Source organism: Novosphingobium anseongense, assembly GCF_037482895.1.
Classification (GTDB): Bacteria; Pseudomonadota; Alphaproteobacteria; order Sphingomonadales; family Sphingomonadaceae; genus Novosphingobium; species Novosphingobium anseongense.
On the sequence record NZ_JBBHJZ010000001.1, the window covers coordinates 1,000,914 to 1,015,020 of the forward strand.

Here is a 14,107-nt window from a genome sequence, read left to right on the forward strand (position 1 = left end):
GTTCCCGATAAGCCGCGCCCATGGCCAAACCGAAACGCCGTTACGTCTGTCAGGCTTGTGGAAGCGTCGCGCAACGCTGGCAGGGCCAGTGCGCCGACTGTTCCGAATGGAACACGCTCGTCGAGGACACGCCGGCGACCGTGTTCTCGGCCAAGCACGACCTGTCCTCGGGCGGCCGCGCGATCCGCTTCGAGCCGCTCGACGCGCCGGGGGAGACGCTGCAGCGCCGCACGACCGGGCTTGCCGAATTCGACCGCGCGCTCGGCGGCGGGCTCGTGCCGGGTTCGGCGATCCTGATGGGCGGCGATCCGGGCATCGGCAAGTCGACCCTGCTGATGCAGGCCGCGGCCAAGGTCGCCCAGGCTGGCGGAGCAGTGGTCTATATCAGCGGCGAGGAAGCTGCGGGCCAGGTGCGCATGCGCGCCGAGCGCATGGGGCTGGCCAAGGCGCCGGTCCAACTCGCGGCGGCGACTTCGGTGCGCGATATCCTGACGACGCTCGGGAACATGGAACCGCCGGCACTGCTCGTAATCGATTCGATCCAGACGATGCATTCGGACCAGATCGAGGGCGCGCCGGGAACGGTCAGCCAGGTCCGCGGCTGCGCCTTCGAGCTGATCCGCTATGCCAAGGAGAACGGCACCGCGCTGGTCCTCGTCGGCCACGTCACCAAGGACGGCAACATCGCCGGGCCGCGCGTGCTCGAGCACATGGTAGACGTGGTGATGAGCTTCGAGGGCGAGCGCAGCCACCAGTACCGCATCCTGCGCAGCCTCAAGAACCGCTTCGGTCCGGTCGACGAGATCGGGGTCTTCGCCATGCAGGGGCAGGGGCTCGAAGAGGTCGGCAACCCGTCGATGCTGTTCCTCTCGGGCCGCGAGACCAAGGTGCCGGGCTCGGCCGTATTCCCGGCGATGGAGGGCACGCGGCCGGTGCTGGTCGAGATCCAGGCGCTGATCGTCCGACTGCAGAGCGGCGCGACGCCGCGGCGCGCGGTGGTCGGCTGGGATTCGGGGCGTCTGGCGATGCTGCTCGCCGTGCTCGAGGCACGCTGCGGGCTCAATTTTTCCTCGGCCGAAGTCTATCTCAACGTCGCGGGCGGCTATCGCTTGTCCGATCCCGGCGCTGACCTTGCGGTGGCGGCGGCGCTGATCTCGGCGCTCGGCGACCGCGCCTTGCCGAGCCGCGCGGTCTGGTTCGGCGAGGTCTCGCTCGCGGGCGAAGTCCGTCCCGTCGCCCATTCAGGCATCCGTCAGCGCGAAGCGGCCAAGCTCGGTTTCGATCGCGCCTTCGGACCGCCGGGCGGCGCGCAGCCGGAGGTCGACACGCGCTATGCCGAGATCGCGCTGCTCCCGAATGTCGTTGACCGGATTCTGTCCGAGGCCTAGGTACCGGCGCGCATGACGGGCTTCGATATAGCGGTACTTTTGCTTGTCGGCGTAGGGGCGGTGACCGGTTTTCTGCGCGGTTTCGTGCAGGAAATGCTCGCGCTCTTCGCCTGGATCTTTGCGCTCTTCGCGATCCACTTCCTGCACACGCCGCTGAGCCACGCGCTGACACCGATGATCGGCACAGAGTCCGGCGCCACCGTGCTGGGCTTCGCGCTGCTGCTGCTGGTGCCCTATGCCGTGGTCAAGCTCGTCGCCAACTGGCTCGGCGCCAAGAGCCGCAATTCGGTGCTCGGGCCGATCGACCGCGTGCTCGGTTTCGGCTTCGGCGGACTGAAAGGGCTGATCATCGTCGTGCTCGGCTTCTCGGTGCTGGTGCTCGGCTACGACACCGTCTGGGGCGTGGGCGGCCGGCCCGACTGGATCACCCAGGCGCGCTCCTATCGCTTCATCAACGCGAGCAGCGAGGCGCTGGTCAAGATGATCGCCGAACGCCGCAACGCCGCGGCCGAGGCTGCCGCCAAGGAAGACGCCGAGAAGAGCTGATGGCCACCGCCGCGCTCTACACCCCCGAAGTGCTCGGCCTGGCGACGGGCCTCGCCGCCTATGCCTGGGACGACGACCTCCCACTCAAGGCCGATGCCCGCTCGAAGAGCTGCGGCAGCACGATCGCCCTGGCGCTCGGGCTCGATGGCCAAGGGCGGATCGACAGGATCGCGCTGCGCTCGCAGGCCTGCGCCATCGGCCAGGCGGCCGCAGCGATATTCGCGGGAGCCGCGATGGGCCGTGACGCGCGCGCCATTGCCGCAGCCGACGACGCAATCGCCGCCTGGCTGGCGGGCGAGGGCGACTTGCCCGACTGGCCCGGCCTTGCCGCGATCGCCGCCGCGCGCGACTATCCTGGGCGCCACGGCGCGATCCGCCTCGCCTGGCAGGCCGCGCGGCAACTGCTTCCCACGGACTGATTGCCTCGCTAGAGGTTCGCGCGAGGGAATGCGGGAGATTTGAATGTCGGGGGGAAGTGCAACCGTGAACGCCAGTCAGACACATGCGGAGCCGAGCGCTTCCGACATTCGCCTGGTCATCGCCGCCAGCTCGGCAGGCACGGTGTTCGAATGGTACGACTTCTTCATCTACGGCACGCTCGCCGCGATCATCGGCAAGACCTTCTTCCCTTCGGGCAACGCCACGCTCGAGACCCTGCTCGTCTGGGCGGGTTTCGCCGTCGGCTTCGGCTTCCGTCCCTTGGGCGCGGTGCTGTTCGGCTTCCTCGGTGACCGGCTCGGCCGCAAGTACACCTTCCTCGTGACCGTGACCCTGATGGGCGTGGCCACCGCCGGCGTCGGTCTGATCCCCTCGGCGGCGAGCATCGGCATTGCCGCGCCGATCATCATCATCTTCCTGCGCGTGCTCCAGGGCCTAGCGCTTGGCGGCGAATACGGCGGCGCGGCGATCTACGTCGCCGAACATTCGCCGCCCGAGCGGCGCGGCTATTTCACCAGCTATATCCAGGCCTCGGTCGTCGGCGGCTTCGTGCTCAGCCTGATCGTCGTGCTCGGCTGCAAGGCGCTGATGAGCGCTGAAACCTGGGCGGAATGGGGCTGGCGCCTGCCGTTCCTGCTGTCGATCGCGCTGCTCGCGATTTCGCTGTGGATGCGCATGAAGCTGTCCGAAAGCCCGGTGTTCAAGGCGATGCAGGAGCAGGGCGAGCTCGCCGGCAATCCCTTCGTCGAGAGCTTCACCTATCCGGGCAACAAGAAGCGCATCTTCATCGCGCTGTTCGGCATCGCCGCGGGCCTGACCGTGATCTGGTACACCGCGATGTTCTCCGCACTGAGCTTCCTCAAGGGTCCGATGCGCGTCGAGGAACTGACCGCCGAGATCATCATCGGCGCCGGCGCCGCGATCGGCATGGTGTTCTTCGTGATCTTCGGCAAACTGTCCGACCGGATCGGCCGCAAGAAACCGATCGTCATCGGCTATCTGCTGACCCTGCTGGCGCTGTTCCCCGCCTATTGGATCATGGGCAACGCCGCCAACCCCAGCCTGGCCGCGGCGGCCGAGCGAAGCCCGGTCGTGATCCAGGGCCCCGACTGCCACTATGCACTGTTCGATGCCGAACAGAAGAGCGACTGCGGCAAGCTGCTGTCGGACCTGACCGGCCTCGGCGTCAGCTATGAGCGCGCCGACGCCGCCCAGCTTTCGGCGACGGTCGGCGGCACGCCGCTGGCGCTCGACAGCTACGCCTGGACCGACAAGACCGCGCGCAGCAAGCAGCTCCAGGCTTGGCTTGGCGGGGCCGGCTACGACTTCACAAAGGTCCAGCCCTCGGCCAGCCAGATCGCGACGATCCTTGCTGCGCTGCTGCTGCTGATGGCGCTTTCGGGCGCGACCTATGGCCCGGTCGCGGCGCTGCTCTCGGAAATGTTCCCGCCGCGCATCCGCTATTCGTCGATGTCGATCCCCTACCACATCGGCACCGGCTACTTCGGCGGCTTCCTGCCCCTGATCGCCACCTCGATCTCGGCGCTCGCCGGCAATGCCTATGCCGGGCTCTGGTACACCTGGGGTGTGGTCGCGGTGGCTTTCGTGGTGGCGCTCTGGGGCCTGCCGAGCGGTCCTCCGCGTGATTTTGGTGACGATGTCCCTGCCTGAACTGCCGCCGGCGGCGCTCCGCCTCGACGTCGATCGTGATGCGCTCGCCGCCAACTGGCGGACGCTGGATGCGCTGTCCGGCCAGGCCGCGGCGGGCGCTGCGGTCAAGGCCAACGCCTATGGCCTCGGCGTGCCCGTGGTCGTACCCGTGCTGCGCGATGCCGGCTGCCGCAGCTTCTTCGTCGCGCACTGGCGCGAGGTGGCGGCAGTGGCCGAACATGTCCCCGCCAGCGCGATCTCGGTGCTGCACGGCCCGCTGACCGCCGCCGACGCAGCCTATGCCAAAGCGCTTGGCGTCAAGCCGGTGATCAATTCGGTCCCACAGGCACGCCTTTGGCTCGACGCCGGCGGCGGGCGCTGCCACCTGATGGTCGATACCGGCATGAACCGGCTGGGCCTGCCGATGGCCGAACTCGGCGACGATACCATCGCCCGGCTCGAGATCGACGTGCTGCTCTCGCATTTGGCCTCGGCGGACGAGGACGTTGCGCTCAACGAAGTGCAGCGCGGTCGCTGGGAAGAAGCGCGGCGCGCCGTGGCCCATCGCCGCGCCAGCCTTGCCAACAGCGCCGGCATCGCCCTGGGCGCGGCCTATCACGGAGACCTGACGCGCCCCGGCCTGGCGCTCTACGGCGGCATTCCCCGCGCCGAGTTGTCGGACCGGCTGGCGCAGGTCGCGCGGCCGATGGCGGCGATCTTGCAGGTGCGCGAGGTCGCGGCCGGGGATACGCTCGGCTACAACGCCACCTTCACCGCACCGGCACCGATGCGCGTGGGCACGATCGCACTCGGTTACGCCGACGGTTACCTGCGCTGCTGGTCGGGCAAGGGCATCATGCTGTCGCAGGGCCGGCGCCTGCCGGTTCTCGGCCGAGTCTCCATGGACATGACGATCATCGACCTGTCCGCCGCGCCGGATCTGCGCGAGGGCGACTGGGTCGAGGCCGAATACGAGCCCGTTGCCGCAGCGGCACAGAGCGGGCTCTCGCAGTACGAGCTGTTCACCCTGCTGGGCGCGCGTTTCGGCCGCTAAACTTTTCTCGTTTCTGAACTTTGCTGCGCAGCAAGACATGTTGCATTGCCGTTGCTGCAAATGCTAACATGGCTAACGAACTATAAGCGGGATCAGGCAATGGCTGAAGCGGCAGAGAAGTCCGGCGATACCGTAATCATCAAGAAATATGCGAACCGGCGTCTCTACAACACCCGTTCGTCGAGCTACATCACGCTCGACCATCTGGCCAAGATGACCCGCGAAAACGTCGACTACAAGGTGCTCGACGCCAAGACCGGCACCGACATCACGCATCAGATCCTGACCCAGATCATCATGGAAGAGGAAAGCTCGGGCGAACAGATGCTGCCCGTCAGCTTCCTGCGCCAGCTGATCTCGATGTACGGCAATTCGATGCAGTCGCTGATTCCGCACTATCTCGAAGCCTCGATGGAAAACTTCCGCGCCAACCAGACGAAGCTCCACAAGGCTTTCGAGGACAGCCTCGGCAACAACCCGCTCGCGCGGCTCGCCGAGCAGAACATGGCGATGTTCAAGGCAGCTGCGGCCGCCTTCATGCCCGGCGCGGAAAAGGGCGACCAACCCGCACCGCCGCCTGCGCCGCCCGCCACCAACGACGAACTCGCCGCGCTGCGCGAGCAGATGGCCGAGATCCAGAAGAAGCTCGACGGTCTGGGGCGGTAAGCCCTTCCATCATAATCTCGGCCTCTGCCCGTCATACCCGCGAAAGCGGGGACGGCTGGTGGTTTACTCGGAGATGGCAGTGCTGAACGGCTAGCGGTCCCCGCTTTCGCGGGGATGACGGTCTGGTATGGTGCCTTGCCACCGATCCCGCTAACAGGCGCGCATGAATCAGCCCGCCAAGATCAAGCACGCGCTCACCACCACCCGCGAGGGCGATTTCGCCCAGTGGTACCAGGAAGTCATCGCCGAGGCCGAAATGGCCGAGGAGAGCGGCGTCCGCGGTTGCATGGTCATCAAGCCGTGGGGCTACGGCATCTGGGAACGCATCCAGAAGCTGATGGACGAGCAGATCAAGGCCGCCGGGGTCGAGAACTGCTATTTCCCGCTGTTCATTCCCCTGAGCTACTTCGCCAAGGAGGCCGAGCACGTCGAGGGCTTCGCCAAGGAAATGGCGGTCGTCACGCATCACCGCCTGATCGGTGACGGCAAGGGCGGGCTCGTGCCCGATCCCGAAGCCAAGCTCGAAGAACCGCTGATCGTCCGCCCGACCTCGGAGACGGTGATCGGCGCGGCCATGGCGCGCTGGGTGCAGTCGTGGCGCGACCTGCCGCTGCTGACCAACCAGTGGGCCAACGTCGTGCGCTGGGAAATGCGCACGCGCATGTTCCTGCGCACGAGCGAATTCCTCTGGCAGGAGGGCCACACCGCCCACGCGAACCGCGACGACGCGATGGAAGAGACGCTGCGCGCGCTCGAGATGTACCGCGCCTTCGCCGAAGGCCCGCTGGCCATGCCCGTGATCGCCGGCGAGAAGCCCGAGAACGAGCGCTTCCCCGGCGCCGTCGCGACCTATTCGATCGAAGCCATGATGCAGGACGGCAAGGCGCTCCAGGCGGGCACTTCGCACTACCTCGGCACGGGCTTCGCTTCGGCCGCCGGCATCCAGTACCAGAACAAGGAAGGCCAGCAGGCGCTGTGCCACACGACGTCGTGGGGCGTCTCGACGCGCATGATCGGCGGCGTCATCATGACCCACGGCGACGACGACGGCCTGCGCGTACCGCCGCAGATCGCGCCGCAGCAGATCGTCATCCTGCCGATGCTGCGCGACACCGACGAGGACGAGGCGCTGCTCGCCTATTGCGAGGAGCTGCGCAAGGCGCTGGTCAAGCAGTCGGCGCTCGGCGAGCCCGTCCGCGTGCTGCTCGACAAGCGTCCGGGCAAGGCCACGCAGAAGCGCTGGGCCTGGGTCAAGAAGGGCGTGCCGCTGATCCTCGAGATCGGCGGGCGCGACGCCGCCGGCGGCCAGGTCTCGGTGCTGCGCCGCGACCGGCTGTGGCGCGAGGACGCCAAGCCCAACTTCGTCGGCCAGGACAAGGACGCGTTCCTCGGCCAGGCTACGGCCGAGCTCGAGGACATCCAGCGCTCGCTCCACGCCGAAGCCACGGTGCGGCGCGACGCACAGATCGTGCGCGGGGTCGACAGTCTCGATGCCTTGGCCAAGGTCTATGCCGACGATCAGAAGTTCCCCGGCTGGGTCGAACTCGGCTGGTCGCGCCCGACCGGCGCCGCGCTCGACGCGGTGGTGGCCAAGCTCAAGGCGCTCAAGCTGACGATCCGCAACACGCCGATGAACGCGGCCAAGCCCACCGGCACATGCCCGTTCACCGGCGAGCCCGCGGTCGAGACGATCTACGTCGCGCGAGCTTATTGATCGCTCCTAGATTCTCCCCCTTAGGGGGAGGGGGACCGCCGCTGTAGGCGGTGGTGGAGGGCTGTCCCCGCCAGCGGTTACACCCCTCCGTCAGTCGCTACGCGACTGCCACCTCCCCTTGCAGGGGAGGAACGATGAACGATCCGATCACTTGTTCTTCGCCATCGACGCGCGATAGGCGTCGAGGCTGATCGGCCGCTCCAGGAAGCCCTGGACCAGGTCCGCCGCCGGCCTGGTGCCGCCGGGCTCGAGCACCATCTTGCGATAGCGCTGTGCCGTCGCCGCATCGCGCAGGCCCTTGGCATGGAACCGCGTGAACATGTCGTCGGCGATCACCTTGGACCAGCGATAGGTATAGTAGAACGCCGAATAGCCGTTGAGATGGCCGAAGGCGTCCTGCATCTGGTACCAGTCGGGGAAGGGATTGAGGTCGTAAGCCGCGTCCAGTTCGCGCGTGCGCGCGCCGACATCGGCCGGGGCCGCACCCTGATGCAACCGCAGCGAGATGTTCGACAGGCCGAGCTGGCGCAGATCGCCCATGCCCTGGTCGAAATAGCGCGCCTTGTTCATCTTCTCGACCAGCGCCTGCGGGATCGTCTCGCCCTTGGCATTGACCGCGAAGCCCTTGAGCGTGTCGTAGTCGTAGACCCATTCCTCGAGCATCTGCGAGGGCGCCTCGACGAAGTCCCATTCTGTCGCAACGCCGCTCTGGCCCGCCCAGCGCGCGGTCTGGCCGCCGAAGATGTGATGGATCAGGTGGCCGAACTCGTGGAGAAAGGTCTCGACGTCGCGGTGCTCCATCAAGCCGGTGCTGTGATCGCCCGCAGGCATGTTCATCACCAGCGCCGCGACGGGTACGGTTCGCCCGGCCAGACCATTGCGCAGCGGCACGGCGTTGGCGTGGTTGTACTTGCCCGGATGCGGGTGGCTGTCGAAATAGAAGCGGCCGATGACCTTGCCCCCATTCGCCGGGCTCTCGAGCATTTCGTAGGGTTCGACCTGCGGATCCCAGACCGCGGTCTTCCACGGCCGGATCTGAACGCCGAACAGGTCCTGCGTCAGCTTGAGGATGCCATCGCGGACGTTGTCATAGGCGAAATACTGGCGCGCTTCCTGTCGGTCATAGGCATAGTCTCGCTTCTGCACCTGCTGGGCGAGGATCGAATTGTCCCAGAACGCGAAGGTCTTCGCGCCCGGATGCTCGCCCTGATGGAACGCCAGCTTGCGCGCATAGTCGCGCTCGCCCGCGGGCCGCGCCGCGGTGTTCATCTCGGTCAGCAGGGTCTCGATCTTCGCCGGGGTATCGAGCATCTTGTTCTCGACCGCGAGCGTCGCATAGTCCTTGCGGCCCAGCAGCGTCGCCAGTTCCTGGCGGGTATTGAGCAGATCCCTGAGGACGGCATCGTTCGCCGGATAGGCCCGCGTGCCATAGGCGCGCGCCAGGCGTTCACGCAACGCGGCGCTCTTCGCATAGGTCATCACCGGCGTGTAGTCGGGCGTATCGGTCGAAATCACGACCTTGCCGTCGGCGCCGGGCTTGTGCCGCGCGATGTAGTCTGCGGGCAGGCCGTCAAGCTCCGCCGGATCGGCGGTCACGGTCTTGCGGCCGTCGGCGATGTTCTTGTCGAACTGGGTGCCGAGCGTGGCGATCCGGTCCTGCAGCGCCTGGGCCTTGGCGCGCTGGGCATCGGGCAGGCCGACGCCGGCGCGTTCGAAATCGCCGAGCGTGCGCTTGAGGTAATATTGCGTGGCGGCATCGACACCGGCCGCGGGGATCGCCTTGAGCCGTTCGTAGATCGGCCGCGACAGAGACAGCTTGCTCGCTTCGGAAGCCAGCCGCACTTCGCAGGCACCGCCCGCGGCGCGGCGCGCGTCATCGGCCATGACTTCGCGGTAGAGCGTGAATTCGCCGCCGGCCGAGGCGAGAATGTTGCCGATGTCGTCGAAGCGGCGCAGCGTGCCGTCGACCGTCGCCGCGCCCTTTTCGGCGGCGAGTTCGGCCTGGCGGCGCTGGAGTTCGGCGATCGTGTCGTCGCAGCGCTTGGTGATCGCGGCAGCATCGGCTGGCGTGGCAAAGATGTCGGCGCCGAGGAAGGCATCGACGTTCGCGGCCGGTGCCGCGGCTTGCGCGGTTCCGGCCAAGGCCGTTGCCGCCAGCAGGCCGGCGGTGACGAGGGTTTTCATAAAGGCTTGCCTCCAGGGACTTTTGTTCTGGCAACTGCTTACGGAGATGTCAGCAGGCGTGCAATCGACGCTCGTCGATCCCAGCAAGCGTTCGTCGATCGCATCTTGCCCATTCCCGCATTGCCCCATTCTTGCGTTGTCCCATTCTTGCGTTGTCATTGCCGCGCGAAATCGCCACATCCGCGCGATGCCCGCAAAACCCAAGCAACAGCCTGGCCTTCCCAGCCGCCAGCAGATCCTCGATTTCATCGCCCAGTCCGAAGAACCGGCGGGCAAGCGCGAGATCGGGCGCTATTTCGGACTCAAGGGGCAGGAGAAGATTCAGCTCAAGGCGCTGCTCAAGGACATGGCCGAAGAGGGCCTGATCGACGGCAAGCGCACCGCCTTCCACCGCCTGGGCGGGCTGCCGCGCGTCACCGTGCTGCGCGTGGTCGATACCGAGGACGGCCAGCCGATCGCGATCCCCGATAGCTGGCAGCCCGACGATGCCACCCCGCCGCCGCGGCTGCGCGTGATCGAACCCAAGGGCAAGCTGCGCGCCCACGGCCCGGCGCTGCGCAAGGGCGATCGCGTGCTCGCGCGCACCGAGGAGGTCGGTAACGGCTGGCTCGCCCATCCGATGAAGAAGCTGCCCGCGTCCGAGGAACAGGTGCTCGGCGTCGTCGAGTTCGACGGCGCGGGCAAGCCCTGGCTGGCGCCGGTGGACAAGCGCGTGCGCAACGCCGTGCAGATATCCGACATCGGTGGCGCCGAGGCGGGGCAACTGGTGCTCGCCGAGCCCGCCGGCCGCTCTCCGCGCGCCGGGGTAAAGGTCACGGAAGTGCTCGGCGATCCGCTGGCGCCTCGCTCGTTCAGCCTTATTGCCATCCACAAGCACGGCATTCCCAACGTCTTCACCGACGAGGTTCTCGCCGAAGCCCAGGAGGCGTCGAAGCTGCCGCTGTCGCAAGAGCGGCGCGAGGATCTGCGCCATCTGCCGATCGTCGCGATCGACCCTAGCGACGCGCGCGACCACGACGACGCGATCTGGGCCGAACCCGACGGCAAGGGCGGGTTCAACGCGCTCGTCGCGATCGCCGACGTCTCGTTCTACGTCCGCCCCGGCGGCAAGCTCGACGCCGAGGCGCGCAAGCGCGGCAACTCGTGCTACTTCCCCGACCGCGTCGTGCCGATGCTGCCCGAAGTGCTCTCGGCCGACGTCTGCTCCTTGCGCGCGGGCGAGGATCGCGCCGCCATGGCCTGCCACCTGTCGATCGACGCCGAGGGCAAGATCAAGGACTGGCGCTTCACCCGCGCGATCGTGCGCATCGCCGAGGTCATCGCCTACGAGGAGGCCCAGCGCCGCATCGACGAGAACGAGGCCGGCGAGAACCTCAAGAATCTATGGGCCGCCTGGGGTGCCCTGACCAAGGCGCGCAAGGAGCGCGATCCGCTGGCGCTCGACATGCCCGAACGCCGCGTCATGCTCGACGAGAACGGGCGCATCGCCGAGATCCGCCTGCGCGAGGCGCTCGACGCGCACCGTGTGGTCGAGGACTTCATGATCGCCGCCAACGTCGCCGCGGCCAAGGCGCTCGAGAGCAAGGTCGCGCCGGTCGTCTATCGCCTGCACGAGCCGCCGACGCGCGAGAAGCTGGTCGCGCTCAAGGACTATCTGTCGACTTTCGACAAGAAGCTCGCGCTGGGCCAGGTCATCACGCCGAGCCTGTTCAACCGCCTGCTCAAGGACGTCGCCGACGAGGCCGAGAAGGCGCTGATCATGGAAGCCGTGCTGCGCAGCCAGACCCAGGCCTATTACGGTCCCAAGAACCTCGGCCACTTCGGCCTGTCGCTGGGGTCCTACGCACACTTCACGTCGCCGATCCGCCGCTATGCCGACCTTCTGGTCCACCGCGCGCTGGTCGACGCCTTCGCGCTCGAGCAGCCGGCGCCCCCCAAGAGTTCTTCAGGGGGCTCCATTCCCGACACCTCGGGCCTGTCCGACCGTGACCGCTCGGACCTCGTCCGCGTCTCCGAAGCGATCAGCGCCGCCGAGCGCCGCGCGATGGAGGCCGAGCGCGAGACGATCGACCGCTATGTCGCGGCGTGGCTCTCGGCGCGCGTCGGAGAGGTCTTCGAGACGCGCATCACCGGCGTACAGAAGTTCGGCTTCTTCGCCACGATCCTCGGCCTCGGCGGCGACGGGCTCGTCCCGGTCTCGACCCTGGGCGACGAGCGTTTCTTCTACGACGAGAAGGCGCAGGTGCTCGTCGGCGAGCAGAGCCGCACGACCTATGCCATGGGCCTGCGCCTGCGACTGCGGCTGGCCGAAGCCAATCCGCTGACCGGCGCGCTCAAGTTCGAACTCGAGGAAGGCGGCTCGGCCCCGATCGAGCCGCGTGGCCGGCGTTCGGCGCCAGCGCCCAAGCGCAAGGGCGGCTTCATCGTCGGCCCGCGCGGACGCCCGGGGAACATCCGGCACCAGGGACGCAAGCGGAAATAGCGGTGGGGTAGCCGAAAGCCTCAGCTCACCCGATCAATGTCCTCGGCGCTCAGCGAGCCCGGGATGACGAACATCGGGCAGGGCAGGTGCGAGAGGTGGCTGGTAAAGTGCTGGACCAGCGGCCCCGGACCACCGTCCTTGGCGGCGCCGAGCACCAGCGCCGAAACCTCGGGATGCTCGGCCAGATAGTCGCGGACGACCTTCTCGGCTTCACCCTGGATCACGGCGATCACCGGCATGCGTCCGCTTTCCGACAGCAGGCTTCCGGCGGCCGACGTGGCCAGTGCCTCGGCGCGCGATCGCGCTTCTTCCTCGATCGTCGCCTGGACGCCGGCGAAGGCGTTGAACGGTTGCGGTGCGACCACGGCGACCAGATGCACGGTACCGTCGGTCTTCGCCGCGCGGCGCGACGCAAAGCGCAGCGCGCTTAGCGCTTCCTCGCTCTCATCGATCACCACCAGATAGACGCGCATTCTAATAGCCCCCGCGGGTTCTCGATATCCGCCATAGCGACGATCTGTGCAAGGACCTTGCCCTGTCCTGGCATTTTGGCCAAGGACAGGACGAAGCATCGCCGAGGACCTCCCCACATGCCGATCGAGATCAAGATGCCCGCGTTGTCGCCGACGATGGAAGTCGGCAAGCTGGCCAAGTGGCTGGTCAAGGAGGGCGACACGGTCCAATCGGGCGACATCCTCGCCGAAATCGAAACCGACAAGGCGACGATGGAATTCGAAGCCGTCGACGAAGGCACGATCGCCTCGATCGCCGTGGCCGAAGGCACCGACGGGGTGAAGGTCGGCACGGTCATCGCCACCCTGACGGGCGAGGACGAGGGCGCTGCGCCCGCCGCCGAAAAGAAGTCAGAAGCGGCACAGCCCAAGGCCGCTACCGAAGAACCCAAGGCTACGGCCGAGCCGGAAAAAGCGCCCGAAGCGCCCAAGGCCGAAGCCAAGCCCGCATCCACCGCATCGCAGACCCAGGAGGGACGTATCCTCGCATCGCCACTCGCCAAGCGCCTCGCCGCCGAAAAGGGCGTAGACCTTTCCGGCCTGACCGGTAGCGGCCCGCACGGCCGCATCGTCAAGGCCGACATCGAAGGCGCCAAGGCCGGCACCGTCCAGGTTTCAGCTGGCAAGCCCGCGAACGATCAGGCCGCTGCGCCCGCCTCGAGCGCGGCGCCTGCCGCAGCGCAGGCTCCGGCCGCTGCCGCCAAGCCCGCCTCGGTCGACATGGCGCCCGAAACGCGCAAGCTGCTCGACGACCGCATCCCGCACACGGTCGAGAAGCTCTCGGGCATGCGCAAGACGATCGCCAAGCGCCTGACCGAATCGATGCAGCAGGCGCCGCACATCTATCTCACCGTCGACATCCAGCTCGACAAGCTGCTCGCGCTGCGCGCCGAACTCAACGACGCGCTCAAGAGTCAGAACGTCAAGCTCTCGGTCAACGACATGCTGATCAAGGCGCTGGGCAAGGCGCTCGTGGTCGTGCCCGAGTGCAACGTGACCTTCGCCGGCAACGAGCTGATCCGCTACAGCCGCGCCGACGTCTCGGTCGCCGTGTCGATCCCGGGCGGGCTGATCACCCCGATCGTCCAGGACGCCGACGGCCGCAGCCTCTCCTCGATCGCCACGGCGACCAAGGACCTGGCCGAGCGCGCGAAGTCGGGCAAGCTGCTGCCCAGCGAGTACCAGGGCGGCACCGCCTCGATCTCGAACATGGGCATGATGGGGATCAAGCAGTTCACCGCGGTGATCAATCCGCCGCAGTCGACCATCCTGGCGATCGGCGCGGGCGAGCAGCGCCCCTATGTGATCGACGGCGCGCTCGGCGTGGCGACGGTTATGTCCGCCACGGGCTCGTTCGACCACCGCGCGGTCGACGGCGCCGACGGCGCGCGCCTGATGGCCTCCTTCAAGGAATTCGTCGAGAAGCCGCTGGGGATGCTGGCCTAAGTGGCCGCTGCTCCCCAGTCGCCCCCG

11 protein-coding genes are annotated in these 14,107 nt (G+C 67.4%); 9 read left to right on the plus strand and 2 right to left on the minus strand.

Features of this window, described 5'->3' with window-relative positions:
* Positions 1–20 precede the first annotated feature (20 nt).
* The 7 genes from radA (at position 21) to WG901_RS04870 (ending at position 7,456) form a co-directional block, all read left to right on the plus strand.
* A complete protein-coding gene (gene radA, locus WG901_RS04840; protein ID WP_339585876.1) occupies positions 21–1,388 on the plus strand; it encodes a DNA repair protein RadA in 1,368 nt (455 codons plus the stop codon).
* Between the two features lie 12 nt (positions 1,389–1,400).
* Entirely contained in the window at positions 1,401–1,934 is a 534-nt protein-coding gene (locus WG901_RS04845) for a CvpA family protein (RefSeq protein WP_339585877.1), read from the plus strand.
* Positions 1,934–2,353, plus strand: coding sequence for an iron-sulfur cluster assembly scaffold protein (locus tag WG901_RS04850; RefSeq protein WP_339585878.1), 420 nt, complete (start codon positions 1,934–1,936; stop codon positions 2,351–2,353). Before WG901_RS04845 ends, WG901_RS04850 begins: the two co-directional genes overlap by 1 nt.
* A 43-nt stretch (positions 2,354–2,396) precedes the next feature.
* Complete coding sequence (locus WG901_RS04855) at positions 2,397–4,043, plus strand: MFS transporter (protein WP_339585879.1); 1,647 nt, start codon at positions 2,397–2,399, stop codon at positions 4,041–4,043.
* Positions 4,030–5,076, plus strand: a complete 1,047-nt coding sequence (gene alr, locus WG901_RS04860) for an alanine racemase (protein ID WP_339585880.1) — start codon at positions 4,030–4,032, stop codon at positions 5,074–5,076. Before WG901_RS04855 ends, alr begins: the two co-directional genes overlap by 14 nt.
* 99 nt (positions 5,077–5,175) lie before the next feature.
* On the plus strand, positions 5,176–5,742 hold the full coding sequence (gene phaR / locus WG901_RS04865; protein ID WP_339585881.1) for a polyhydroxyalkanoate synthesis repressor PhaR: 567 nt from the start codon (positions 5,176–5,178) through the stop codon (positions 5,740–5,742).
* Between the two features lie 163 nt (positions 5,743–5,905).
* Positions 5,906–7,456 (plus strand): aminoacyl--tRNA ligase-related protein, encoded by a 1,551-nt coding sequence (locus WG901_RS04870; RefSeq protein ID WP_339585882.1) that lies wholly within the window; start codon positions 5,906–5,908, stop codon positions 7,454–7,456.
* Between the two features lie 147 nt (positions 7,457–7,603).
* Here the strand turns inward: WG901_RS04870 and WG901_RS04875 are convergent, their stop codons facing one another.
* Complete coding sequence (locus WG901_RS04875; protein ID WP_339585883.1) at positions 7,604–9,640, minus strand: M3 family metallopeptidase; 2,037 nt, start codon at positions 9,638–9,640, stop codon at positions 7,604–7,606.
* Between the two features lie 187 nt (positions 9,641–9,827).
* On the opposite strand from WG901_RS04875, the gene WG901_RS04880 reads away from it, so the two are divergent.
* The gene (locus tag WG901_RS04880; protein WP_339585884.1) at positions 9,828–12,122 is read left to right on the plus strand and encodes a ribonuclease R family protein; all 2,295 of its coding nucleotides are present in this window, start codon (positions 9,828–9,830) and stop codon (positions 12,120–12,122) included.
* A 20-nt stretch (positions 12,123–12,142) separates the two neighbouring features.
* On the opposite strand, the gene WG901_RS04885 is transcribed toward WG901_RS04880, so the two are convergent.
* Positions 12,143–12,595 carry a universal stress protein gene (locus tag WG901_RS04885; RefSeq protein ID WP_339585885.1) on the minus strand — a complete coding sequence of 151 codons (453 nt, stop codon included), beginning with the start codon at positions 12,593–12,595 and terminating at the stop codon, positions 12,143–12,145.
* Positions 12,596–12,712: 117 nt separating this feature from the next.
* Between WG901_RS04885 and WG901_RS04890 the strand changes: the two genes are divergently transcribed.
* Positions 12,713–14,080, plus strand: a complete 1,368-nt coding sequence (locus WG901_RS04890; RefSeq protein ID WP_339585886.1) for a pyruvate dehydrogenase complex dihydrolipoamide acetyltransferase — start codon at positions 12,713–12,715, stop codon at positions 14,078–14,080.
* Positions 14,081–14,107: the final 27 nt, after the last annotated feature.